The organism is Clostridioides sp. ES-S-0006-03 (assembly GCF_020662275.1).
Lineage (GTDB): Bacteria > Bacillota > Clostridia > Peptostreptococcales > Peptostreptococcaceae > Clostridioides.
In genome coordinates this window covers 24,666-50,806 of sequence record NZ_JADGMM010000012.1, presented here as the reverse complement: position 1 = coordinate 50,806, position 26,141 = coordinate 24,666, and the positions used below count along the sequence as shown (strand labels likewise).

The following is a 26,141-nucleotide window of genomic DNA, read 5'->3' as shown; positions in this document are numbered from 1 at the left end:
ATATATTTCTTTATAATTAATATATTTTTTTATTAGTTTCTACAATCTTATAGACATAATTATATCTACTCTCTTTATGTTAAATAATTTATTTTTATTTAGCATAGTATATTTTTTCTTGTCAATTAATATTTTCTATATTAAATTATATTGGCTAAAATATAATCAAATTGATTTAAAAATTATATTAAAAGAAAATAATATTTATCTAATAAAAAATAGCACTCCCCTAAATGGGAAATGCTCATTTTTCAAGATTATTTTTGATCTTCTAGTATATCATTTAAGGCATCATATGTGAAATTTATTATTTCACCACAGCTTACTTTATTTTTTTTCAATGAAGCACATATTTCTGTACTGTATTTAGCCCTTACTTTATTCATTAATTCTCTTGAATACTTTCTTGCCATATTTTCATCTAAGTTATTATTTCGTCCATTTAAATATCCTATTATAACAACTGCTGCATTTACAGCTCCACAGACACTCCCTACAGTAATTCCAACTCCCATACCACTTCCTATTGAAATTGGTATGTCTGTCTCATGTTCTTCATTATAAGATTTTATTAATGCTTCTGCACAAGTGTATCCTTGGCTATGATATATTGATGGTCTTGTCATTTTTATACTTCCTTTCAATTTTTATTTTAGTTTACGTGTTCTCATAGTGTCTAAATAAAATATTATTAACCTTTTTATATAATATTTATTATGACTATAAACTTAGAATTGTATTTACTTCAAAAAATTCATAATTTTATTCATTTGATTGTCTAATACTTCAAATATTACAAAACAATGTTTAACAAAAAACTACAATAAGTTACAACTAAACTAAAAACAACATTTATACTCAGTTCAATACTTATGATACTTTTTTATTTGTAGAAACATCTTTGTTATATCTTAATATTATATCCTAAATTCACTTTGATTTCTGTGACTTAGTCACATACTCTATATTTATACCTCATTAAGATTTAATTTAATAAGAAATACGCTTATAAAAACATATAATTTTTATTCTCAGATTTTATGGGAAGGATATATCAAAGTTATTCTTTAAACTAAATACCTATACTTTTGTTTATATACACTAACAGCATCATTCCATGCTTCTTGTTCCTTTATGCCCTTTTCCTTAGCTATTTTTTGTGCTAATTTTCTTATTAATGTAGCACATTCCAGTATTCCAATATTAGATATTTTATCTCTATCAACTCTATATAACATATAAATTTATCTCCTTTAAACTTTTATACAAATTAATTTAATTTTTAATCTTATTTAATACTTATCTTTGTAGTAATTTTAAACTTTATATATGTGATATATGTGAAGTACATTAGAATAAATTTAGAATTTAAACAAAAGTAATCTTATAAATATTACTTTTTAAACTTAATCCACTGTCCACTTTGACTCTCTTTGTACTTTACCTATCTTTAAAAACAATTTCATAAATAATATATATAAACGTTACTATTACTATGTCTTACCTATATGCTATATACTTAATTTTGATATTTATTACATTAAACTCTGAAACATTTATTATAATTTATTAAATTAAGTAATGCATTAAGTAGTTTAATTCTTTGTATTTAAACAAAAGATTTGCTAAAATAAAAATAAGCAATAATACACAAATTAAACTCTAAGGAGGTTAGCAAATTGAAAAAAATACTTATAACAGGTGCATTAGGACAAATAGGCTCAGAATTAACACTCAAGCTAAGAAATGAATATGGAGAACAAAATGTAATTGCTAGCTCAAGAAGAACAAAAGAAGGAAATCCTGTATGTGAATCTGGTATATTTGAAATATTAGACGTCACAGATAAAAATCGATTCTTTGAAATCGCAAAAAAATATGATGTGGATACTATAATTCATCTAGCTTCTCTGCTTTCAGCAGTTGCAGAAAGTAAACCTTTAGAAGCTTGGAATTTAAATATGGATGGATTGATAAATGGTCTTGAAATAGCTAGAGAATTGAATTGTAAGTTTTTTACACCTAGTTCAATAGCTGCATTTGGTGAAAATTCTCCAAAAAACATGACTCCTCAAGATACACTACAAAGACCTAATACTATGTATGGTGTAACTAAAGTATCTGGTGAATTACTATGTGATTATTATCATTCAAAATTTGGAGTGGATACTAGAGGAGTTAGATTTCCTGGTCTTATTTCTTACGTTACTCCTCCTGGTGGTGGAACTACAGACTATGCAGTTGACATATATTATGAAGCATTAAAAAATAAAAAATATAAGTCTTACATAGCAGAAGGTACAAAAATGGATATGATGTACATGCCTGATGCTCTTCAATCTATAGTAGATTTAATAGAAGCTCCAGCTGAAAAACTTATTCATAGAAATGCTTTTAATATCACTGCTATGAGTTTTGCTCCTGAAGAAATAGCTGATTCTATAAAAAAATACATACCCGATTTTACAATAGAGTATGATGTAGACCCTGTAAGACAAAGTATAGCTGATTCTTGGCCTAATTCATTAGATAGTAGCAGTGCTGTAAATGAATGGAGTTTTAAAACTAATTATGATTTAGATAAAATGACTAAGGATATGCTAGAAAAATTATCAGAAAAAGGAATTGGCAAATAATAAATTAAGAATTTAGTACCAAAAAATTCAGAGAATAAAACATCTTATATTTATGATTCTATTTTATAATCTTCACTTTTACATAGCTTTTATTCTCTGAAAGACTAACAGTTTTTATTTTTAACATACAACAAACTATTCTTTATAAGCATATTAGTAGTTTTCTAATATGGATTAATCATATAAAAATAAACAGAAAGGAAAAAGCTACTATTGCAAGTATAATAAAAAAACTTAATCAAATTTTACTATACTTTGCATATTATAATACAAGTAGTAGGTGTTAATGTTGCTAAATTTAAGAGAAATTAGAGAAGAAATAATTAAAGAATATATAGGCAATAATTTAATCTCTGAACTTACAGAAGAATTAAAGAACATTCTTATAACTGATTTAAAATCTAACCCATTTAAAAGTAATATTGAACTCAGTATAATACCCGCGAATATAGAAATATTTAAAAAGATAGAAACTAAATTGTTAGAAGCTAAGGTTAATCTAAAAATAGGTTGGGAAAGAATACTTATAAATTCTATCTTAAAAGATTCCTTTGATTTAAATTACGAAATAAATAAAAGTTGTAATGAGCCTTTGATGTTCAGAATCATTATATCAATTGATTCTTATGACGCTTAATCTCATTAAATAAATATCTATGAGGATGTGCTTTTAATTTATGAAATACAAGTTATTTATAGACTTTGAATTTAATATATTAGATGATAATAAATACAAGCTAGAATATAGTGGAGCTGAATTGATTTCAATAGGTTGTGTTTTGGTAGATAATGACTTTAATATAGTTGATGATTATTATTCTTTAGTTAAACCAAAATACAATGAAATACTTTCATTTAAGTGTAAAAAACTCACTAAATTAAACCAGTTAGAAATTAATAATGCTCCTAATCTTTTATATGTTATGGATGATTTTTTCAAATGGTTTAAAAAATTTAGCGATGTTACAATATATAATTGGGGTGATTTTGATATTGCTGGTCTTCTAAATTCCTTTAGAGTATATAAATATGCGGGTACCTGCTTAGAGTTATTCAATATGATGATTGATATTCAACCTTTTATATCTCAGCATATTACATATAAAAATAGAGTCTTATCTAAGCAACTATCTTTACTAAATATGAAAAAGATTTTTTCTGTAGAGGGAGAAATTAAACATAATTCACTTTCAGATGCTCTGGATTTAATGAATGTATGTAAATGCTTTTACCTTAACTATCCTAAAGATACTAATACACTTGAAGAATTATACAATAAACTGCCTCCTATTAAAAATCCTTTATATTATATTCCCTATTTTGAGGATGAAAATTTTGAACTTAAATTTGATAAGACTCCAGAAGATATAATAATGTATCTTAAACAAATATTCAATATATTAAATATAAGTAAAAAAGACATTTATTTTAAAAAAAGAAGTGTATTAGTAAATAATTCTAAAATTATCAACTTCAAAAACTTATCTTCTTCTTTTAAATTAATAAAGCTCAATGAATTTGAAGAATATCCTGATTTTGTATTGAAATTAGGTGATAAAAAGAATTTTGTTGAATCTGTAGTTAAGATAAATAAAAGTAATAGAAAATCCATAAAAAATTTAATATTGAGATTATCAAGAGTACCTTAAATGATTGAATTCAATTGTTTAAGGTATTTTTTATAATCTGAATTATTTTTTTTATATAGGATATACTAACTTAGTATAAATATTTTTTAAAGGAGTAATTGATAGATATGACAGTGGTATTAATAAGAAGTATTATATTATACATAACAGTGTTGATTGCACTTAGAGTCATGGGAAAAGGTGAAATCGCTGAAATGAACTGTTTTGATTTGGTCATAACACTTTTAATTGCAGAAGTTGCATCCGTCCCAATGGAAAATAATAATATACCAATTATAAATGGTGTTGCAGCAATAACTGGCCTTGTAATTATGCAGACTCTAATTTCATTTTTATCCTTAAAAAGCAGAAAATTAAGTTCATTTTTATCAGGTAAACCTTCTGTCTTAATTGACAAAGGAAAGATTGTATATAATGAACTTAAAAAAGAAAGAGTTAGTATAGATGAGTTGTTAGAACAATTGAGAATTCAAGGTTACTTCAACATAAAAGATGTACAATATGCTATTTTAGAGACTGATGGTAATTTAAGTGTGGTTCCAGCATCAAGTTATAATAGTACTCCTCCAAGAGCTTTTAACCATTTACCAATTCCACTTATTTTGGATGGTAAAATAATAAATAAAAATCTTGATATGGCTGAAAAAGATACTAACTGGTTAATGGGTATCTTAAAGTCTAACCACATAGAAACTTTTAAAGATGTTCTTATTTGTGTTTTAGATGAAAATGACAAAATATTTATTCAAAATAAGAAGGGTGATTAATATTGAAATCTACAACATTTGTTATACTATGGGCTGTTTTATTTATGCTATTTGGATTTTATGTTAATAATAAACTATATGATTTTACGGAAGATTACAAAAACAATATGTCTATATTAGAGAAATCTATAGAAAATGAAGAATGGGAAAAAGCTCAAAAAGAAGCTGATTCTATATCTACTAGATGGTCTAAAGAAAGAAATCATTGGTATAAAGTTTTAAATCATGAATACTTTGACGAAATAGGTCTAAAATTTAATATTCTTGATAAAGCAATTTATACTGAAAATAAATTAAAATCCTTAGAAGAAGTTGAAAGCATAAAAACATATTTAGGAAATATTGTTGAAAGTGTTAAGTTTGATATAAATTATATATTTTAACAGTCACAAATAAGGATATAGATAAAGTAATAATTCTATATCCTTATTTGTTTATTTACAATTTACTACTATCAGAATAAATTTTTAGAGCTTCTCCAATGAATTTGGATGCTCCTTTACCATATTTCTTATCAGTCACCTGTATATAGCTAGAATTTTGTAAATAAAGTTCTGACAAATAATCTAAATGATTCTCTCCTTCATCTATCTTGTAAAATTCATTCATTCGGTTAGTTTCATATACTATATCTCCAACAATATCTTGAATCTCTTCTGAAGAAGGATTTTTACTTAAGTCTGCCACAAGCTTTTCATATAATATGTTTATTTTGGGTTGTTTATTACCTAAATAACTCTTCAAAACTTCTCCAATAAATTTACACGCTCCATTACCATACTTTTTATCAACTTCTTTTATCCATATAGGATTTAGTAAATAATTTTGCACCATGCTATACCAATTATCATCTCCATACTCCATATTAAAAAGTTCATAATCTTTCTTAGATGTATCTGTTATCTCTTTAGCAATTTTTTGAAGTTCCTTTGATAAAGGATTTTTATTTAAATCTGCTACAAGTATTTTATATAGTTCACTTAATTTTGGATGATTATCTTCCAAACAGTCTTTTTTAAATTCATCAAATTGTTCTGCTAAAGTCAATATATCACTATTAAAATTTTTCTTTATAGCCTCAGAATATTTCTCAATACTTCCATATATTTTTATAGCCATTTTAGCAATTTCATCTTCTTTAGATTTAAACTTCTCAATATGTTCATTATATTTCTCTACACTACCATAAATTTTAATTACTTTATCTTCATGCTCTATTTTAAATTCCTCTAATACTTTAAAATATTCACTCATATCAAATTCTTTGAAGTTTACTACATTTTCTCCTTTTAACGTTTTGTCTATAATTTCTATTAGACTATCCAATCTTTTACGTTTTATAATAAGTAGCTTTCTTTGACTTTCTAGAGCATGCATTTTATCAAAGTATGGGCTTAACATTATATCTTTAACTTCTTTTAAAGGTATCTCAAGCTCTTTAAAAAATAAAATTTGTTGAAGCGTTTTAATAGCTTCATCATCATAAAACCTGTACCCTGCTTCTGTAATTTCACTTGGTTTTAATAAACCTATCTCGTCATAGTAATGTAATGTGCGCACACTTATTCCTGTCAAATCTGAAACTTGTTTTACTGTTCTCATTGCCTCACCTCAAAATTTTATTTTACAGCTACGAATATTAATAAATATTTATATACCTATCAGTATTTATTAATATTTTCAAACTATGTTTTCATATTACAATATAACGTGGTGTTAGAGTCAACACTTTATAAATATATAATTTGATTTTTTGAACTCATTTCATATTTAAATTTTGATTATCTAGTTAATATACTTTTTATTAAAAAGAAATCTTGTTCTATATTCATATACCTAACATTAAGTATCCAGATTTCATTTGTTTCAAAATTTCGGAAAATAGTAAAGGAAGTTTTTCAGTTTCATCAACCTTATTCAATAAATAATCTATTATTATATTAGATATTTTTTCAATTATAATTGCGCTTTCTTCAAAAATCTCTGCTACTTCTACCCAACAGTCATTTTTGTATTCAGTTCCAATAGATTTAAGCATCTTGCTCATTTTATCAAAACCACCTTTAAATTCGACACTATCTGGTTCTTCAATTCCTTTGATTGCATTTGGAATAGTTGGTACTGTTCCAAAAAACATAACCATATTAGCTAAAATCCTATCATAGTCATCTTTTTCCAGTTCATGTTTCCATTGTGACAATTCTTTGATAAACTTTTCAAAACCTTTATATCCTAAAAACCCTGTAGGTGGATTTAAAAACATATCACGCTTTATAGCGAGTGCTTCTTGAGCAATCTGATATTTATTCTTTGAACTATTCATTCTAACTGTACAAATTGTATTCGCTTTGCTTAATCCAGGATAACTACAATTCATACATTCACATAGTTCATCATAAGAAATAGAGATTAAATCAGTTATCCCACAATCATATAAATATATTCTTTCTTCTATATCATCATACCCTACCATAAGCACATAATGAAAAGGAATATGCTCTTTATGATATAATTTTTCATAATATGGCAGATAATACATATCTAAGGCTCCTAAAACAACTGGATAACCAGAATCAATTTCTGATTTTGCTTTTTTTAAAGCTTGTTCATACTTTTTAAACTCATAGTGTTTATATTCAAAACCAACAATAGGTGCTAAAAATTCATACATTTTTTTGGTTCTTCCATCCCCCAAAGCAACCATTCTCTTTAATTCTTTTTTATTTGTTTTTAGATAACAAAACGAGCCAAAACCTGATAATAAAAAGAAAAAATCATTTGGCAGAGATTCACCCATTTTATTCATATATATATCTTCTATACCATTCCACATACATTCATAATCATGTAAATGGTGCTTTATTTCAATTATTTTCCTCATTTAATTTACCTCCATTTATAAATAATTTCATTATGGAATTAATAGTGTTTTCATAAATTATATCTTTATAATTTCAAATGATATGGTTATTGCCTTCTACGATTAGTAGCTTTTTCATGTATATTTTTAATTAAACCTAGTATAAACCCTCCTATAATGTGAGAGTCAATGGCAAAATTCAAAAATAAGTATTCATATTGTGTAACTTATAATAAAATTAGACTTTTAATGCTTGTAAATAAGTAGAAAATCTTGAGAAAAATAAGTTTTAAAATTTCTTGTATTGTAATCAAATAAATTATTACAAATAATATAATAATTTTATATAAAAAAGAGTATATAAAAAACTAAAAAACGTTTCTTATATACTCTAATAATTTTAATTTACTATATTCTATTATTTCCCAGCCTTCATAGCTCTAATTTTTAGTGGTAAAGTAAATAAATTAATAAATCCTTCTGCATCTTTATGGTCATAAAGTTCACTATCTCCAAAAGAAGATATTCCTTCATCATAAAGTGCATTTTCAGTAAATATTCCAGCAGGTTTTATATTACCTTTGTAAAGTTTAACTTTTACTGTCCCTGTAACATTATCTTGAGTTTGTTCCATAAATGCATCTATAGATTCTCTTAATTTACAGTACCATAATCCATTATAAATAAGCTCTCCATATTTGTAAGATATCATTTGCTTAAAGTGTAGTGTGTCTTTATCTAAAGTAGCACTTTCTAAAATATTGTGTGCTTCATAAAGAATTGTTCCTCCTGGAGTTTCATATATACCTCTTGATTTCATACCAACAAGTCTATTCTCAACTATATCTATAACTCCAATTCCATGCTTACAACCTAACTCATTTAATTTATGAATTAATGCCACTGGAGATAATTCTTCACCATTTATCTTTTTAGGCTCACCTTTTTCAAAATAAACCTCTACATATTCAGCTACATCACATGCATCCTCAGGGTCTACACATTGTTTATATACATCCTTTTTATGTTCATTTTGTAAATGTTCTATGTCTCCACCTTCTGTTGATACATGCCAAAGGTTAGCATCTACTGAATATATTTTAGCTTTAGTTGCTGTTACTTTTATGTTGTGTTTCTCAGCATAATCTATAGCATCTTCTCTTGATTTTATATCCCATATTCTCCAAGGAGCTATAACTTTTATAGTTGGGTCAAGGGCTGCAATTGTAGCTTCAAATCTAACTTGGTCATTACCTTTTCCTGTACATCCATGGCATATATATTTTGCTCCTTCTTTATGAGCAACTTCAACTAATTTTTTAGCTATTATAGGTCTTGCTAAAGAAGTTCCTAATAAGTATTTTCCTTCATATTTTGCTTCTGCTTTTACAGCTTTAAATATAGTTTCCGTCACAAACTCTTCACTTATATCATCTACATAGGCTTTTGATGCTCCACTTTGTAAAGCTTTTTCATAAACATCTTCCATTTTATCTTCTTGACCCACATTTCCACAAACAGCTATAACTTCTATATCTTCATAATTTTCCTTTAACCAAGGTATTATAATTGATGTATCAAGTCCTCCTGAATATGCTAATACTACTTTTTCCTTCATTGTTAATTCCTCCCAATTTTAAATTATAATTTTATATTTTTTATTTTTTAATAGAAACTCTTAATATTGAATGACTTTAAAAATATAGATTCTTATAAAATCATTTTAATACTAAAAAAACCCCTCAGTATTTTTAAATACTAAGAGGCGAAATATCCGCGGTACCACTCTTATTGATAAACTTAGCTAATCAATCAGTAAATGTATAACTACTAAATACATATTAGTAAATAAATATATTAAAAAACGCCTCTTGGAAAAACCAAGAGACGAAATATATCCGCGTTACCACTCTAATTGATAAGATAAACTTATCCACTCTTTCTCTTAAGGCGAGATTACCTACTAACATACTAAATTCAATTAGCATCCTCCAAAGTTCTTTTCACTAATACTTATTTGCTAAGCTTCCACCATCCTCAGCTCTCTATAAAATACATAAAAGTTACTCTCTTTTTCATCGGATTTAAATATCAAATTTTTTAGACATCTCTTATAGAATATATAATAGTTTATTTTTCCATTTATGTCAACTATATAATTTATTTTCTTTTTAAAATATTTTCTCTTTAAGCTTACTCATATTTTACTTTCCAAAGGCATAGTCCTTTAGCTGGTGCGGTGTCTGATGACTTGCTTCTGTCTTTCGACTCAAGCATATGCTTAACATCTTGTGGTGCTTTTCTTTTAAGGCCAACATCTATTAATGCTCCTACTATTATTCTTACCATATTATATAAAAATCCATTTCCCTCTATATATATTTCTACAATATCATCATTTTCTTTTATATTTATTGAGTAAATTTCTCTTACATTAGATTTTTTCTTAGACTTAGAAGAAGCAAAGCTAGTAAAATCATGTTCTCCTATTAAATACTCACTTGCTTTTCTCATCCTATCTAAATCTAATTTTTTACTTATGTGTGCAGCATACTTTCTCATAAAAGGACTGTGATATTTGTTATTATCAATCTTATATAAATAAGTTTTTGATTTTACATTGTATCTTGAATGAAATCTTTCATCAACTTCCTCAACAGTTTTTACAACTATATCCTCTGGCAAATATTCATATAGATACTTTTGAATTTTATCTACTGAATCTATACAATTTGTTTTAAAGTTTATAACTTGGCCTCTTGCATGTGCTCCCATATCAGTTCTCCCAGAACCAATTATCTCAATAGTTTCATTGGCCATTTTACTTAAGACAGACTCAAGCTTTTCTTGTATAGTCATGTCATTATCGCCTAATTTTTGATAACCTTTGTATCTTGAACCATCATATGCTACTATCATTTTTATATTTCTCATCTTAATCCTCTTTCTAAGAATTTATGCCTGTTTAGCAAATTTATTTTTTATATTAAAAGTTATTTTTGTTCCAACATTCTTTTCACTTTCTATTTTCATTACTCCACCATGAAGTTTTACAATTTCATTACTAATTGCAAGACCTAATCCACTGCCAGCCTTGTTGTAATCCTCTTGGAAAAATTTATCTAAAACTTTATTTAAATTTTGCTTTTCTATACCTGAACCATTATCTTCAACTGATATAGTTGTTATATCTTCATCCTGAGAAGCTACAACTTTTATGTAACCACCCTGACTAGTGAATTTAAATGAATTTTGTATTAAATTTATAAGAACTTGTCTTAGTCTATTTTTATCTCCTTGGATATTTTCTATGAATTCATTTTCAAATTCAAATAAAAGTGATATATCTTTTTCGGCTGCTTTAACTTTCAACTGATTTACAACCCCAACAACTAATCCTTCAACATCAACTATATCAATATGAAGCTTTATCCTATCAGAAGAAAGCCTTGAGAAATCCAATAATTCTTCTACCAACTTTATAAGTCTTTCTGTCTCATCTTGTATAATACCTAGACCTAAATCTAACTCTTCTCTAGTTATACTTTCATATCCTAATGTTTCACTCCATCCCTTTATAGATGTAAGAGGGGTTCTCAACTCATGAGATACAGAAGATATAAATTCTTCTTTCAATTTTTCACTCTTATCAATTTCATGTGCCATATGTTCAAATGTCTGTGCTAAATCACCAATTTCATCATCTACAATCTTCATATTTTCCAATTTTATATTGTAGTTTCCTACAGCTAATTCGTTTGCAAACTTCTTTAGCTCTCTCAATGGTTTTATAAGAGTCTCAGCAAATTTGAGACTTATTAATATAGCTATAATAAGTATAAATATTCCCGCCAATATAAGCCATGTAGCTTGCTTTAATATGGCGTTATCAATTCCATCTAATGAAACAGTATATCTAACAACACCTTCTATAATATTATTTACTTTGAGTGGTAAGGAGATGCTCATGACATGCTCTCCTGTATCTGGTATTTTATAAGTATATGGTGTTAAATTTTTAGTCTTTACATCTCTTAATGCATTATCTACATCTTCATAATTTGCTTTTTCTTTACTTTTAAATCCATATTGGTCCAATATAACATTTTTATTCTTATCTATTATCGAAATCCCAAATTCTGAATTCTTTGTTAATGGCTGTTTATCAAAAATATTTTTAACTTTTTTCTCAAAGCTTGTAGTTTCCATTGTAATAGCATTATATTCATCAGCGTATTTTATTTCAGATTCAAGTAACTGTTTAACAGAATCATAGTAATAGTTTTGTATATAAAACATGAATAGCCCTTCAAACAGAGTTACCATTATAATAATTATTATAAAATAGTTTTTTATTACTTTTTTTCTCAGACCTTCAAAATGTAACACTATTATTCTTCCTTTCTAAAACAGTATCCATAACCCCAAATAGTTTGTATATATTTTGGTTTTGATGGGTCATCTTCTATTTTATTTCTTATCCTTCTTATATTTACATCTACTATTTTAAAATCATACAAATAATTAGTTCCCCATACCTCATCTAATATCTGATCTCTACTTAATGATTGTTTAGCATTTGATATCAAATATTTTACTATTGAAAATTCTGTTGGAGTAAGTTCAATCTCTTTACCATTCTTAAATAATTTTCTTTTATCTATATCAAGTATAAATGGTGGCGAGACTATCTCACTTGACTTAACATTTGAATCATCTTTTGCAACTCTTCTGATAAGAGCAGAAACCCTAACTAAAAGTTCCTTTATACTAAATGGTTTTATGATGTAATCATCTGCTCCTGAAATAAATCCTTCTATTTTATCATCTTCTTGAGCTTTTGCAGTAAGCATTATTATCCCAACTTGATCAAAATTTTCCCTTATAAACTTACAAACCTCTATCCCACTTATATCTGGAAGCATTACATCTAAAAGAGCTATTGTAATATCACTTTCTGTTGTCATTTTTTCTATAGCTTCTCTACCAGTACCTGCTTCAACTATTTCATAGCCTTCTCTTTTTAAGTTTATACTGACAAAACTTCTAATTCCAATTTCATCTTCTAGTATAAGTATTTTTTCCTTCATAAAATAAAACCTCCAATTGAGTGTAATATTAACCATATATTAATGAGAAATACTCTTTTAATGCGTCTATCGTAATATCTAACTTATCCATTTCATTTGCATCATTTATAGTTAGTAAAAAAGTATATTCATCGCTTTCTTGAAGTACAATAGAATTTTGTGTATTTGCACTTTTTCTATCTTCAAGTTTATTTTTACTCTCTACTATTATATTAAATAAATTCTTACGTTCTGAATAATCAAAATAGTAAAATTTAAATACAGCTTTTTCCCCAACAAATTCTTGTTCAACAATTATTTTATCTACTAAATTATTTTGCATAAATAATCTAAAATTGTATTTATAATTATAGTATATCTGGCTTATAAATATTAATTTTGAATTAGAATCTTCTTTCCCATTCCATCTGTACCAACTTATATTAGCAGATGCTTTAGAGGTATAAGTATTTCTATTCCCTCCAGCAACTATAGGTATCTCTATAATTTTATCTTTATCAACATCATCAACAGGTATGTAATAAGGTTTAGTAATAGTTTTATCATAATCACTAAACACTTTTTGAATTTTATCATTTTTCATATATAATATCTGTGTGATATAATTATTTTCTTTTAACATGGGAATATCTAGTACAACACCTTTGATGGATGCAGCTGAATTTCCAACAGATGAAGCAACATTACCTAGAGTTATATATAACTCATTTAGATTTTTTACATTTTCAAATTTGACATAATCCTTAACCTTCATAGTTCCATCAAAATTTGCAACAGTTGCAAACATCTCATTAGTTTTATTATTCAAATGAAGCATTAATATATCTATCTTGTCATCTCCATCTATATAACCAATCTTTACCTTCATATCGTTAAAATCTTCTTTATTTTGAATCCAAGAAGCATCTAAATCGTATACTTTTGTGATTTCATTATCCCTTACTTTGTATATATGCATATTAGTTTTATCTTTGGATTTAACAAGTAAAATAACTTCCTTATATCCATCTGAATCCAAATCATAGAAATTAGCATATTCTATTGATTCTCCATTTTCTAAATAATGGTCTCCTAGTACATATTTTTCACCATTGTAACTTAAAGTTACAAAACCTACTTTATTAACATTATTACTTAAATCTTCTTTTTGCTCAAATACTACTAATTCATCAACTCCATCACTATTTAAATCTACCTTATTTATTTTTCCTACCTCTTTTGTATTAGAAGGCAATATCATAGATGAGTCTGGTTTTAGTAGCTGATCTATACCATCGTACAATACTTTTTTTGTATCATCATAGTTAGGTATCTTTGCCAATTGTTCTGGAGATTCAGTTTTAACATTACATCCAGTAACAAATAACATCATTAAGCCTGATACAATAATAAGCTTTAATAACTTCATTTAACCCCTCCTAATCCTACAATCTTAAATTTTTCTTTTTTCTCGCAAAAATCTCCTCACAATAGTTAGACGTTTCAAATCCTCATAAGGTTTTACTTATTTTAACAAAACTTTATATTTTGATAAAACTTATGATAAATATAAAATCTAATTATTATTTCTAGGAGGTTTAGGCCCTGGATATTGGAAAAAGTTAGTTTTTAGCATACCATTATATAATTTTCTCTTTTTAGCTGCTTTTTGTCCAAATTCATATTCAAATTCTTCATAGGAAGTTATCAGATAATATGACCAATTTTTTAACTTTCTAAATGCATAACCAAGCTCTTTATATAATTGTTTAACACTATCCTTATCTTCCAATCGTTCTCCATAAGGAGGATTGGTAACTATAAATCCAAATTCTTCTTCACTCTCAAACTCAGTTGCATCTCCTACATTGAATTCTATATATTCATCTACACCTGCTATTTCTGCATTTTCTCGAGCTATATCTATACATTCTGCATCTATATCATATCCATAAATTTTAAATTTAGATTCATTGTCTATTTTATTAAAAGAATCTTTTCTTACATCCCACCAAATCTTTTTATCAAGCGTTCTCCATTTTTCTGATATAAATTCTCTATTTAATCCAGGTGCCATATTTATACCTATCATAGCTGCTTCAATTAATATAGTACCAGAACCACACATAGGGTCTACTAAAGTCCTACCTGCTTTCCAAGGAGTTAAGTAGATAAGTCCAGAAGCTAAAGTTTCTCTTATTGGAGCTTTATTTGCTTTTTCTCTATATCCTCTTTTATGTAAAGCATCTCCTGTTGTGTCTATTGAAAGAGTTACTTTATCTTTGTGTATAAATACAAATATAGGGTATTTTTCTTTATCTTCTTTAAGCAAACCATCCTCTAAATAACTTTTCTTCAAGCTTTCTACAATAGCTTTTTTTACTATAGCTTGTACATCTGGTGTACTGTATAATTTTGATTTTATAGAAGAAGCTTTTGAAATAGGAAATTGAGCTCCATAAGGTATATACTTAGACCAATTTATCCTTTTTGTATTTTCAAATAATTCATCAAAGCTTTTTGCTTCAAACTCAGCAATCTTAAGATGTACTCTTTCTGCACATCTTAACCACATGTTTGATTTTGCTATCCCAAATTCATCAGTCTTATATGTTATTCTTCCATCTTCTGTTTTTATTATTTCATATCCCAAATTAGTAATTTCTCTAGCCAACATTTTTTCCATTCCAAAAAAACATGGCGATATTAATGTATAGTTTTTCATAAAACCTCCTGTTTACTATATTAATTACAACGATTATTTATTTTTTAACCTATTTACATGTTTAAATTCATACTTCCCATTTGATATCCTGACATATCTAGTGTAACATATTTAAAGCCAAATTTTTTTAATTTAGTGTCAACTTTACTAAAATTGTTATTTTCAAAAAATTTACCTAATTCTTCCTGATTAACTTCTATTCTAGCTATATCTCCATGCATTCTTACTCTAAATTGAGAAAAGCCCAAATCAGATAAATATTCTTCACTTTTTTCTATTATCCTAAGCTTTTCATCTGTAATTTCAACACCATAAGGAATTCTGCTTGCCAGACATGCAAATGATGGTTTGTTAAAAGTTTCTAACTTCATATCTCTTGAAAGTAACCTAATTTCATTTTTCTTTAATCCACTTTCTTTCAATGGACTAATTACTTCTAGTTCATTTAGTGCTTTAAGACCTGGTCTATAGTCTCCTAAATCATCTACATTGGTTCCATCTACTATGTACTTTATATTATGTTCCTTTGCGACCTCTTTTATTTTAGTAAATATATATTTTTTACAATAATAACATCTTTCAACACCATTTTCTTTGAATTCCTTTAAATCAAAATCTTCTATTTTTAATATAATATGTTTAACTCCAAAATTTTTAGTATATTGTTTTGCTTCTTCTATTTCTCTATTTGAGTGCATCATTGCATGAATAGTTACAGCTATAACATTATCTCCTAATGTATCTCTTGCTACTTTAAGTAAGAAATTACTATCAACTCCACCTGAATAAGCAACTGCCACACTTTCTAATCCAATCAATTTTTCTCTTAATTTTTCTAACTTTTCTCTTTCCTTCACTAAATCTACCTCCATATCAAGAAAATATGAACTCTAAAACTATTCTTATTTTTTACATACTTAATGATTATAACATATAAAGTATATATTTAAAAAATTAGAATGACTTTTAAATATATTAATTATAATATTAAAGTACTTTTATTTATATCTTTACAATTTAAGTATATTACTGTATTACACTATATAAAAACAAAACAGTGTAATACAGTAATATACTTAAAAGCCATGAAGCCTAAATAGCCTATCTTCATGGCTAAGTTCACGATTTTATTCTCATATAATTACTCTTCTTATCGATATAATTGTAAATTACAAAAAGATACTATCATTAAAAATGTTTTAAAAACTTAATACTTATAGTTTACAGAGCTCTATATCAATCCCACCAAAAAAGCCATATGGTAGAATCTTGTATTACCTCTTTTAGAGCTCTTAATGTCTCATATCCTTGTACAATAATATCTTCACAGTACAAGATTAACTCTATGCATAGGTTATTGAACATTGTATTGTCACTAGGTATATTTTTTGAAAAATATTGGACTGTGTCACATCCAATTGCTATTGGGTATGCTCCATAGTTTTCGTACCAATATTTTGCAACTGCTATATGCTCTTCATCACTAGGACAATCGTTAAATCCACCAATTGGTATATATGCAAATACTTCATAAGGTTTAGTTGTTGGAACTTTAGCTATGTAAACTTTGTTATTTTCTTGAAATATATCTATATTTGTAATTGGGTTAAAACTTTTATAATCACAAAAAATATCTTCTGACTCTATGAGTTCCTTTACCACCTCTGAAATTTCACTCTTCCTACACTTGAAAAATTCATTTACATCAATTTCATTATATTTTTTCAGACAATGCTCTTTGTAGTTCTCAAGAGAACCATACTCTTTATTGACAATATCAATGTTTTCTTTTAGCAATCCTACCTTTTCATCGATAATTATAATTGGTGTATATCCTTTTTCTTTTCCATCTTCTATCATTGTCTCCAATAAATTGTCAATATCAATCTCATTGTTCACAGGAACACATTCAAAACCATATAAATCTTCAATACCCATATTTATCTCCTATTCTTTTTAGATTTAATTCTTTTGAAAGTTTTCTTTTTTTGTTGTCAAATTTTTAAATACTATTATTATTTGTAAAACTATAAGTAGAGGTATAATTTATAAAAAACATTCATATTAAATAAATTTTCATTTAATTTTTTGTATAAATATAACGTTTTTATGACAATATCCTCATATAAATATAATATCACAAAACAAATGTTCATGGTTAATAATAAGTAATTTTGTAATAATTCGTTGTAATATTATGTTATTTTAAATAAAATAAATGATATAATTTGTATAAGAAAGGGTATATTTATTCACATTAAATTTATTTGAGACAATGTCAATGTGAATTTTTTTAATAGTAACAAATATCCCCAAAATAATAAATAATATTAGACTTTATGTATAGTATAAATTCTAATAAATCACATGCATGTTTGCAAGAATTAATAGATTAAAATCAAGATTTAGATTTAATAGTACTTTTATGTGAAAAGATATGTATTTATTTAATATATTAAACTCAGAAAGTACAAGATTCTACTATCTAATAGCTAATAATTCTATTGATGTGCTTTTAATCCCAATACTAAAAACACTTACATAGAGACTAGAAATGTACTTTTCTAACTTGTAATTAACAGTAATTACTATGTATAAATTTTAACTGCATTGAGAAAATAGTAGAATAATATACCTGTAAAATTTATTAGAGTTGTATATTCACGTGTATTTCTTATTATTTATGTATAACAAAAGTAAATTTAATACATAAATTTATAGGTGTACCAATTAAAAATTTTAACTAATACACCCATTGATTTCTATTCTTCCTTTAATAAAATATCTTTCCATACATCTTCTTTAAACCCTAATAGTACATTTTTACCATCAAATAGTAGTGGTCTTTTAATAAGCATACCATCACTTACTAATATTTCTAGCAGTTTATCATCTGACTCAGTCTTTACTACATCTTTAAGACCTAATTCTCTATATTTCATTCCACTTGTATTAAAAAACTTTTTTATATCATATCCACTAATATTATAAATTAATTCTAATTCATTTTTAGTTGGTGGATTTTGAACCATATCTATATCCTCAAATTCCAAATTATTTTCTTTAAGCCATTTTTTTGCTTTTTTAACTGTAGAACATTTTGTATATCCATATAATTTAATCATTATAGTAAAACTTCCTTTCTAATTTTTTATCTCTATATTTACATTTTTATACCCATAATATGTATATTATAATCAAGTTTTATCATAAATACGATAGAACAGTTCAAATTTTCTAGCATCAATAGATACAGTCTTAGTTATATTAAAATCTCCATATTTGCTTTCATTAAATTTATAATTGCTACTGTTGATGATAAATTCTTCCTCCTCATACTTTTTCTTTAGCTATTTTGGTGTGAAGTATGGCATTTCTATAATTTTAATCTTACATTATACATTTTTTGAATTTGTATACATGTAAAAGCCGTGACAGTTTGATATCACGACTTTTTTACCACACAGTTAAATTAAATTTTAACTGCTCTAATATATCAAAATTTATATTTTTCATTGTAAAAGTCAGACAAACAATTCTTATTTTTTTATAAAATTTCAATATAAATTTCGTTTTTAAAAATTTAAACAATTTTTTCTTTTATTTGAATATCCTCAACTATACCATCTTTTATACTTATAATCTTATCAGCAACACTATTTGAAAATACAACATCATGTGTAATTATCAGTATAGTCATGCCTTTATCTTTAAGCCTATTCATTATATTTACTACTTTTTGAATAGTATCAATATCAAGTGCAGAAGTAGGCTCATCAAAACAAAGAACTTTTGGCATTAATGCACAAGACCTAGCTATTGCAACTCTTTGTTGCTGTCCTCCTGACAACTCAAATGGATATGAGTTCAATTTTTCTTCCAAATCAACTAGTCTCAAAAGTTCTTTAGCTCTATTTTCAGCTTCCTCTCTAGGGACTTTAAAAACATTAACTGGAGATTCAATTATATTTTCAAGGACAGTCATATGAGGAAATAGATTAAAGTTTTGAAAAACCATACCTATTTTACCACGTATTTTTGCCATGTCTTTCTTACTTTTTATTATTTCATTATCTATTATAATTTCTCCACTATCAAATTCTTCAAGACCATTTATACATCTTAATATTGTGGTCTTCCCTGCACCAGATTTACCAAGCAAAACTCCAATCTGACCTTCTTCTAGTTCAAAAGAAATATCTTTAAGCACTTTATTTTTTTTAAATGATTTATTTAAATTCCTGATTTTCAACATATAAAAAACCTCCTCCTATAATTATTGTAGCTTTATCTGTAATAAGAATATTTTTTTTCAAGTAATTCAAATCCCTTAGTAAGTATAGCTACAAATATAAGATATATTGCTCCTGCCTCAAATAGTGGTAACAAACTTGCTTCTCTATTCATTGCTATTTGAGATATTCTTAAAATATCATTTAATCCTAATATATATACTAAAGATGTATCTTTTACTAATGTAATTACTTCATTTGAAATAGGTGCTAGTATTCTTTTAAAAACTTGTGGAAATATTATTCTCTTGTACATCGTAAATTTGTCAAACCCTAGTACTTTTGAAGCTTCATATTGACCTCTATCTATTGATTGTATTCCACCTCTAAATATTTCTGCAAAGTATGCTGCATAATTTAAGAAGAAAGCTACTATTCCAGCTGTAAACCTGTCAAATACAATTCCTATAAGAGGTAAACCATAGAATATGACTATCATTTGTAAAAGTAAAGGTGTTCCTCTCATTATTAATATATAACATTGTGTAATACCACTTATTAATTTATTTTTTGATAATCTTAAAAATGCAACTCCAATCCCCAATGGAATTGATACTATTAATGTTATACAAAACATTGCTATAACTATTTCTAAACCTTGTAACATGCCTTTAGTGCCCCCTTCTTAACAGCTAACTTATCTCTTATTTAAACCACTTATCATAAATTTTGTCAAAAGCTCCATCTTTTTTCATTTCTTTTAATGTTTCATTTATTTTTTTACAAAGTTCTGGATTTTCCTTAGATGTTGCTACAACATAATCTTCTAATCCAAAATCTTCTTTTAATACTTTATATTTATCTTCACCTTTTTGTCCCATATAGTATCTAATTAAAACTTCATCACCAACAACTGCGCTAGTTCTACCTATCTCTAAGTCTCTAAGTGCTTTATCGTAAGTATCATAAAGAACTGGTGCTCCACCCTTTAAGCTATTCATAAAATCTTTATCTTTTTCTACTGCATCAAGAGCTGTTGAACCTTGTTGAGTTCCAACTTCTTTATCTTTTAAATCAGCTTTTGTATTTACTTTTGAATCACTTAAAGTAACTATTATTTGTTTATTTTGTAAATAAGGTTCTGTATATGATACTATTTTCTTTCTCTCATCTGTTATAGAATATCCATTCCATAATACATCTACAGTTTTTGAATCATTTAACTCTGTTTCTTTCATTGACCAATCTATTGGTTGAAATTTAACTTCCATTCCAAGTCTCTTAAATGTCTCTTTTGCTAAATCAACATCAAATCCCACTGTTTCTCCTTTTTCATCTAAAAATCCCATTGGTACAAATGTATTATCAAATCCTACAATTACCTCTTTTTTTGATGCATTTGAAGCATCTTTATCCTTTTCATTATCTGATTTTGAGCAACCTGCCATTCCACTTACTAAACCTAACATAATTGTAAATAATCCTAATTTTTTTAATATATTTTTCATAATATTCTCCCTCGTCTTTTAAATTTTTAAATTTTAAATATTTTGATTATTTCAGAAAAAATGTATCTATTGCAATATAATTCTCTGCGCGCTTAAAAAATTATATTAAAAAACTCCCGTCTCTAGCTATTGCTAGAGGACGGGAGTTAAATCTCGTGGTTCCACCTCTGTTCATTAATGCCTCACGACACTAACCTCTTTAAGTACAATAAAAATTATACTCTAGCACTATAACGGATGCAAGGATACCGGGAAACTCCTAGTAAAGTATTTTTACTCTTTCAGAGTCCTGCTCAAAGATGTGTTCAAAGTAAAATCTATTGCTCCTCTCACCAATCGGAAACTCTCTGTTTAAGATTACCTACTTTTACTATTTCTTTTCATCGCATTTAATGTTGTTTTGAATTCTTATTTATGATATTGATTTTATATCATAAGGCAATATCTGTCAATATATATTTTAAAATAAATATAAAAATCTAATTCCAAGGTACAACTTCTACCTCACCATAGCATCGTTCTACCAATCTATTAGAATACTCTCCTTTATATCCCAAAATAAAAAGCAAAACAAGCTCAATATATCTTGTTCCTATTGAAATGATATTCCAAATGTCTTCAACTTCTAATGTAGCTCTATGAGCTTTTCTACTTGGATGAACTATACTATTTCTTAAATAAATAACTAAATCTATTCCATCATCAAACTTCTTTTTTATCATGCTATCAAATATGTCTAACTCATATTTACCATATGGTATCTTACATATATCAAGTAGAAGTCTGATATTTTTAGATGCCAAATTATGGTCAAAAGTTTCATCTGTAAGCACCTTATTTTGCTCTACCAGCACTACATATGACAAAGTTTCAAGTGCAATCTGTACAGATATTATATTATTTTCCATAGTCACACTTCCAAGAGACTCTATATACCAATCAACGACACTCTTTATCGCGGAGCCATAATAAAAATCTTCTAATTTTTTACACATGAGACTTATATATTTTTCTATATTATGATAGTTCGACAGCGTATCTGACCATGTTGGTACATATCTAAAAGGTGTTATTTGATTTTCATTCCAAATTCTATAAACTTCATTCCCATTTCTATATCCTTTTGCCAAACAAAATCCAACATATCTGCCACACATAAAACTCAAGGCTGTTGATATTCTATCTAAAAGATTTATTGTATTATTAGTTCTAAAAATTCTACCATCTTTTCTTCTAATCCTACCTATATGAGTTATTATTGCACCAGATTTAGACTTTAAATCTGACTTCAATTCTTTTCTATAATCATACCGTTTATCTATAGTAACAACATAATCATTTATATCAAATTCAATTCTACCTGCATATACCTTATCATTGTATTTTATAAGTTTTCCAGGTATTTTATCTAAGTTTATTATATTAAAATCTACATGTTCAACATAAGAGTTTTTAGATTTTATACAATCATCATTGATATATCCCTCTATCACAAAATCACTTAGAGTGTTTATTGTTATAGAAATAATCTTATAACCATAGACTTCAAGAATAGCATTATCATAGTCCAAAACTAAGTTCTCATCTTCATTTTCTATATCTTCAATGCAACCTATATCTGCTTTAAAACTTATGGATATTGGAGGTGTCATTTTATAATAAACTTTTCCATTACATCTATATTTCTTATCTAAATATATACAAAATCTACCTTCATAGATACTAATATCTTCATTGATACCATAGCTTAAATATTCTGATGTTATAGAATCATCAATTTCTTTCATTTTTATTCCCACCTTTGCTTTTGTATAATAACATGGGGATTTCATTTCTTTTTTATTTAGTAAAACCCAATCTATTATATAATTCAATATATTATTTTTATTAATTATGTATTTTATAATTTCTTATAAAAACAGTATCATTCTAGTATCATCGTTTGTTAGAGACATTATGTATTTTATAATTTTTTATTTATTAATAATACCTAAAATAGATTTTAAGAAATCATTTTATTACCATAGCTTTTATTCATTTAGATATTATCATTCATATATGTACATTGTCAAAGAAAACATTTAATTTATTAAATATTTTCTTTAACAATATATTATTATAATCTTATAAATAATATATTTAATAAACTGAATCTATTTCATTAAATGATTTTTCAAAATAAAAATGGTAGCTTTAATTTGTTATTTCAAAACTACCATTAGATTATGTATATTTTCTTTTAACATATAAAGCTTTTACTCATTACAACGATTTTTACTACGTTTATTTAGTCTATATATTCAAAATATTATGGCACTCATAAAATTGGAACCCAAAATTCAATCAAACTTTTACCATCCTTATCAACTAATTCTCCATATCTCGCAAAATCATATTTAGCATTTTCATTTAACTGGCATGTTGACTGAGGTAACCATTCTTTATAAGCATAATCTACAACAGGTTGTAAGCTATCTTCTCTCTTTGCTTTAAAGGTAAAAACTATATTTTGCACATTCACCTATAACAGAAAAACCTAGTCGTGTATTTCCTTTATAGCCTACTAAAAGAATTTTGTCATTTTCAACCATTTTAACTTCCATTATTCTATCACCTCTCAAAGTTTCTTTTCCATCAACAGTAAACTTTAATTGTACAGGATGAAAATCTCCTTTTTTTCTAAATGATTGTGGGCTACATTTAAGCATAGCCTTAAATCCAATTGTAAATGATTGTTGTGTTTCATATCCAGCAAATAGTGAAATTTCCATAATTGGCTTATCTGTAAAAATTAGTAACCTTCTAGTATGATTGTACCTAATTCTGTCTTAGCTATTTTCACATTTCTTGCTATTGTCAAAAAAAATTAATCACTAATAATGATGGCAACCCGTAAAATTTGGATAATATATCATTACTCAAGGTTAGATAATGTATTTCTTATGTCCTTTTCTACTAATGACTTCATATTATCATTATAAATATTTATATCTGCATTACTTAATTCCGCTCTTATACGATGAATAAGTTGTTTCTTATACTTTATGATATTAGGTAATGACTGAATAAAATTTCTCGATACAGAAGGCTTTTTATCCACAATGTGACTTAGTATACTATCTATATTCATTTCAATTTTATTATCAGTATCCCACTTAGCATTTGCAACTATTAACAACAATCCTCTTGTACGAATATATGAACTTTCATTATTAATCATTTCTAGAAAATAATCAAAAAAACAGTATGTAATGTTTGATTTTTTACTTTCATTTTCTAGAAATAAAAAAGTTTTATATGCTTCAGTATGATTTTTTGAACATAATTCTTTAATAAGTAAATCAATATTTTCCAATATTTTCATCTCCTTTGTAACAAATATTTATTTAAGCTGAGTATAACATAACAAAAAATAAATAGAAATAATTGCGATACCTATATAAATATTATCTGTTAATCAATCTGATTTACATCAATGCATGTTAATACTCAATTTTCATTTAAATTCTGTTAATAAGTAATATAATTTTTTTCTAAATTATACTAGTAAAAAGACGCTCCTTTCTGAGCGTCTTCATAATATAAAAATCTAATATTCTTTTAAAGTTCATTGCGTTTTATTTGTAATTAATAAGTTATATAATAAATAGACTTAATAAATATATTATATAACTTATATTTATTATAGTTCCTTTTTTAAAGTTTCTTTTAAAGTATCATATGCAAAATCCATTATTTCTCTACAAGCAACTAAATCTTTCTTTAAGTCTATACATAACTCTGAACCATACTCATTTCTTACTGTTGTTGTCAAATCTTTAGCATATGCTTTAGCTTTAGTACTTTCACCCTCATGGTTTCTACCTCTTACATATCCAATTATTATATTTGAGGCATTTACTGCACCACATAAACTAGCAACTCCACAACCTGAACCTAATCCACTACCTAAACAAACTGGTATATCTGTATTAAACTCTTCATTATATGCTTTTATAACTGACTCTGCACAATTAAACCCTTTTTCATGGTATTTTGATGCTATAACTTTATTGCACATTAAAACTCCCCCTTATCAATGTAAATTAAAAATCTCTTCTAACGTAATTATATCAAATATTAACAAAAAAATCACTTTTAACCAATTTAACTATTTTCTTCTAAATCTAATAGTATTTTTTTTAAGTCAGAATGATTCCCCATATATCCACCAATATTATTTTTACCAACAACTCTGTGACAAGGTATTATTATTGGAATTTTGTTGCTTTTACTTGCTTGTCCAATTGCTCTAACAGACTTTGGATTATTTATATTTTTTGCTATTTCTGAGTATGAGAGTGTTTTTCCATAAGGTATTTTTAACATTTCTTCATAGACAGACTTTTGAAATTCAGTACCATCAACACGTATTTTCAAATCAAATGTTTTTCTTTTTCCATTAAAATAATCATCTATCTGATTTATTGCCTCTTTTAAATCTTCTTCACTTCTTTTTATATCTATTCCTTTTTTAATATATTCTTCTTTTAAATTATTAAATTTTTCATCTCCTATATCTAAACTAACTACAAAACCATCTTCACTCAATATGTACAAATTTCCTATTTTAGACTCATAAACATCATATACTAAATTCATATAACGTCCCCCCTTTTATATTAGTATACATATAATTTTTCAAGTAATAAAGAG

Annotated in this window: 27 protein-coding genes and 2 other annotated features; of the genes, 5 read left to right on the top strand and 22 right to left on the bottom strand. The window is 26.3% G+C overall.

Going from position 1 to position 26,141, the window contains the following annotated elements:
- Nucleotides 1-257 precede the first annotated feature (257 nt).
- On the bottom strand, nucleotides 258-626 hold the full coding sequence (locus tag IR151_RS15105) for a C-GCAxxG-C-C family (seleno)protein (RefSeq protein WP_227435975.1): 369 nt from the start codon (nucleotides 624-626) through the stop codon (nucleotides 258-260).
- 441 nt (nucleotides 627-1,067) lie between these two features.
- The gene (locus IR151_RS15100) at nucleotides 1,068-1,238 is read right to left on the bottom strand and encodes a hypothetical protein (RefSeq protein WP_227435972.1); all 171 of its coding nucleotides are present in this window, start codon (nucleotides 1,236-1,238) and stop codon (nucleotides 1,068-1,070) included.
- Between the two features lie 441 nt (nucleotides 1,239-1,679).
- On the opposite strand from IR151_RS15100, the gene IR151_RS15095 reads away from it, so the two are divergent.
- The 5 genes from IR151_RS15095 (at nucleotide 1,680) to IR151_RS15075 (ending at nucleotide 5,435) form a co-directional block, all read left to right on the top strand.
- Nucleotides 1,680-2,636 (top strand): L-threonine 3-dehydrogenase, encoded by a 957-nt coding sequence (locus IR151_RS15095; RefSeq protein ID WP_227435970.1) that lies wholly within the window; start codon nucleotides 1,680-1,682, stop codon nucleotides 2,634-2,636.
- A 286-nt stretch (nucleotides 2,637-2,922) separates the two neighbouring features.
- Nucleotides 2,923-3,273: a hypothetical protein gene (locus IR151_RS15090; RefSeq protein WP_227435968.1), complete on the top strand. Its 351-nt coding sequence runs from the start codon at nucleotides 2,923-2,925 to the stop codon at nucleotides 3,271-3,273.
- 40 nt (nucleotides 3,274-3,313) lie between these two features.
- On the top strand, nucleotides 3,314-4,285 hold the full coding sequence (locus IR151_RS15085) for a 3'-5' exonuclease (RefSeq protein WP_227435965.1): 972 nt from the start codon (nucleotides 3,314-3,316) through the stop codon (nucleotides 4,283-4,285).
- A 107-nt stretch (nucleotides 4,286-4,392) separates the two neighbouring features.
- Nucleotides 4,393-5,052, top strand: coding sequence for a DUF421 domain-containing protein (locus IR151_RS15080; protein WP_227435963.1), 660 nt, complete (start codon nucleotides 4,393-4,395; stop codon nucleotides 5,050-5,052).
- Between the two features lie 2 nt (nucleotides 5,053-5,054).
- Nucleotides 5,055-5,435 carry a DUF4363 family protein gene (locus IR151_RS15075; RefSeq protein ID WP_227435961.1) on the top strand — a complete coding sequence of 127 codons (381 nt, stop codon included), beginning with the start codon at nucleotides 5,055-5,057 and terminating at the stop codon, nucleotides 5,433-5,435.
- Between the two features lie 55 nt (nucleotides 5,436-5,490).
- Here IR151_RS15075 and IR151_RS15070 read toward each other — a convergent pair whose 3' ends face one another.
- The 20 genes from IR151_RS15070 to IR151_RS14975 form a co-directional block, all read right to left on the bottom strand.
- The gene (locus IR151_RS15070; protein WP_227435959.1) at nucleotides 5,491-6,654 is read right to left on the bottom strand and encodes a MerR family transcriptional regulator; all 1,164 of its coding nucleotides are present in this window, start codon (nucleotides 6,652-6,654) and stop codon (nucleotides 5,491-5,493) included.
- A gap of 226 nt (nucleotides 6,655-6,880) precedes the next feature.
- Entirely contained in the window at nucleotides 6,881-7,933 is a 1,053-nt protein-coding gene (locus tag IR151_RS15065; protein WP_227435957.1) for a BtrH N-terminal domain-containing protein, read from the bottom strand.
- 397 nt (nucleotides 7,934-8,330) lie between these two features.
- Complete coding sequence (locus IR151_RS15060; RefSeq protein ID WP_227435954.1) at nucleotides 8,331-9,530, bottom strand: argininosuccinate synthase; 1,200 nt, start codon at nucleotides 9,528-9,530, stop codon at nucleotides 8,331-8,333.
- Between the two features lie 262 nt (nucleotides 9,531-9,792).
- Nucleotides 9,793-10,000 (bottom strand) — a binding site (T-box leader).
- Between the two features lie 105 nt (nucleotides 10,001-10,105).
- Entirely contained in the window at nucleotides 10,106-10,846 is a 741-nt protein-coding gene (gene truA / locus IR151_RS15055) for a tRNA pseudouridine(38-40) synthase TruA (RefSeq protein WP_227435953.1), read from the bottom strand.
- 21 nt (nucleotides 10,847-10,867) lie between these two features.
- On the bottom strand, nucleotides 10,868-12,301 hold the full coding sequence (gene walK, locus IR151_RS15050) for a cell wall metabolism sensor histidine kinase WalK (RefSeq protein ID WP_227435951.1): 1,434 nt from the start codon (nucleotides 12,299-12,301) through the stop codon (nucleotides 10,868-10,870).
- 2 nt (nucleotides 12,302-12,303) lie between these two features.
- Complete coding sequence (gene walR / locus IR151_RS15045; RefSeq protein ID WP_227435949.1) at nucleotides 12,304-13,002, bottom strand: cell wall metabolism DNA-binding response regulator WalR; 699 nt, start codon at nucleotides 13,000-13,002, stop codon at nucleotides 12,304-12,306.
- 28 nt (nucleotides 13,003-13,030) lie between these two features.
- Nucleotides 13,031-14,410: a hypothetical protein gene (locus IR151_RS15040; RefSeq protein ID WP_227435946.1), complete on the bottom strand. Its 1,380-nt coding sequence runs from the start codon at nucleotides 14,408-14,410 to the stop codon at nucleotides 13,031-13,033.
- 147 nt (nucleotides 14,411-14,557) lie between these two features.
- A complete protein-coding gene (locus tag IR151_RS15035; RefSeq protein WP_227435943.1) occupies nucleotides 14,558-15,706 on the bottom strand; it encodes a THUMP domain-containing class I SAM-dependent RNA methyltransferase in 1,149 nt (382 codons plus the stop codon).
- Nucleotides 15,707-15,759: 53 nt separating this feature from the next.
- A complete protein-coding gene (gene larE, locus IR151_RS15030; RefSeq protein WP_227435940.1) occupies nucleotides 15,760-16,578 on the bottom strand; it encodes an ATP-dependent sacrificial sulfur transferase LarE in 819 nt (272 codons plus the stop codon).
- A gap of 364 nt (nucleotides 16,579-16,942) precedes the next feature.
- On the bottom strand, nucleotides 16,943-17,644 hold the full coding sequence (locus IR151_RS15025; protein WP_227435938.1) for a DUF4253 domain-containing protein: 702 nt from the start codon (nucleotides 17,642-17,644) through the stop codon (nucleotides 16,943-16,945).
- Nucleotides 17,645-18,468: 824 nt separating this feature from the next.
- Nucleotides 18,469-18,831: an arsenate reductase family protein gene (locus IR151_RS15020; RefSeq protein WP_227435937.1), complete on the bottom strand. Its 363-nt coding sequence runs from the start codon at nucleotides 18,829-18,831 to the stop codon at nucleotides 18,469-18,471.
- A gap of 458 nt (nucleotides 18,832-19,289) precedes the next feature.
- The gene (locus tag IR151_RS15015) at nucleotides 19,290-19,961 is read right to left on the bottom strand and encodes an amino acid ABC transporter ATP-binding protein (protein WP_227435935.1); all 672 of its coding nucleotides are present in this window, start codon (nucleotides 19,959-19,961) and stop codon (nucleotides 19,290-19,292) included.
- 32 nt (nucleotides 19,962-19,993) lie between these two features.
- Nucleotides 19,994-20,605 (bottom strand): amino acid ABC transporter permease, encoded by a 612-nt coding sequence (locus IR151_RS15010; protein ID WP_227435933.1) that lies wholly within the window; start codon nucleotides 20,603-20,605, stop codon nucleotides 19,994-19,996.
- A gap of 37 nt (nucleotides 20,606-20,642) precedes the next feature.
- The gene (locus IR151_RS15005) at nucleotides 20,643-21,446 is read right to left on the bottom strand and encodes an amino acid ABC transporter substrate-binding protein (protein ID WP_227435931.1); all 804 of its coding nucleotides are present in this window, start codon (nucleotides 21,444-21,446) and stop codon (nucleotides 20,643-20,645) included.
- 132 nt (nucleotides 21,447-21,578) lie between these two features.
- Nucleotides 21,579-21,839: a binding site (T-box leader), on the bottom strand.
- Nucleotides 21,840-21,925: 86 nt separating this feature from the next.
- Nucleotides 21,926-23,233 (bottom strand): hypothetical protein, encoded by a 1,308-nt coding sequence (locus IR151_RS15000; protein WP_227435930.1) that lies wholly within the window; start codon nucleotides 23,231-23,233, stop codon nucleotides 21,926-21,928.
- A 530-nt stretch (nucleotides 23,234-23,763) separates the two neighbouring features.
- Nucleotides 23,764-23,961: a GyrI-like domain-containing protein gene (locus IR151_RS14995; RefSeq protein WP_227435928.1), complete on the bottom strand. Its 198-nt coding sequence runs from the start codon at nucleotides 23,959-23,961 to the stop codon at nucleotides 23,764-23,766.
- Complete coding sequence (locus IR151_RS14990; protein WP_413927368.1) at nucleotides 23,936-24,268, bottom strand: helix-turn-helix domain-containing protein; 333 nt, start codon at nucleotides 24,266-24,268, stop codon at nucleotides 23,936-23,938. Before IR151_RS14990 ends, IR151_RS14995 begins: the two co-directional genes overlap by 26 nt.
- Nucleotides 24,269-24,360: 92 nt before the next feature.
- Nucleotides 24,361-24,801, bottom strand: coding sequence for a SufBD protein (locus IR151_RS14985; RefSeq protein WP_227435925.1), 441 nt, complete (start codon nucleotides 24,799-24,801; stop codon nucleotides 24,361-24,363).
- Between the two features lie 327 nt (nucleotides 24,802-25,128).
- A complete protein-coding gene (locus IR151_RS14980) occupies nucleotides 25,129-25,506 on the bottom strand; it encodes a C-GCAxxG-C-C family (seleno)protein (RefSeq protein ID WP_227435923.1) in 378 nt (125 codons plus the stop codon).
- A gap of 86 nt (nucleotides 25,507-25,592) precedes the next feature.
- The gene (locus IR151_RS14975; RefSeq protein ID WP_227435913.1) at nucleotides 25,593-26,087 is read right to left on the bottom strand and encodes a methylated-DNA--[protein]-cysteine S-methyltransferase; all 495 of its coding nucleotides are present in this window, start codon (nucleotides 26,085-26,087) and stop codon (nucleotides 25,593-25,595) included.
- Nucleotides 26,088-26,141: the final 54 nt, after the last annotated feature.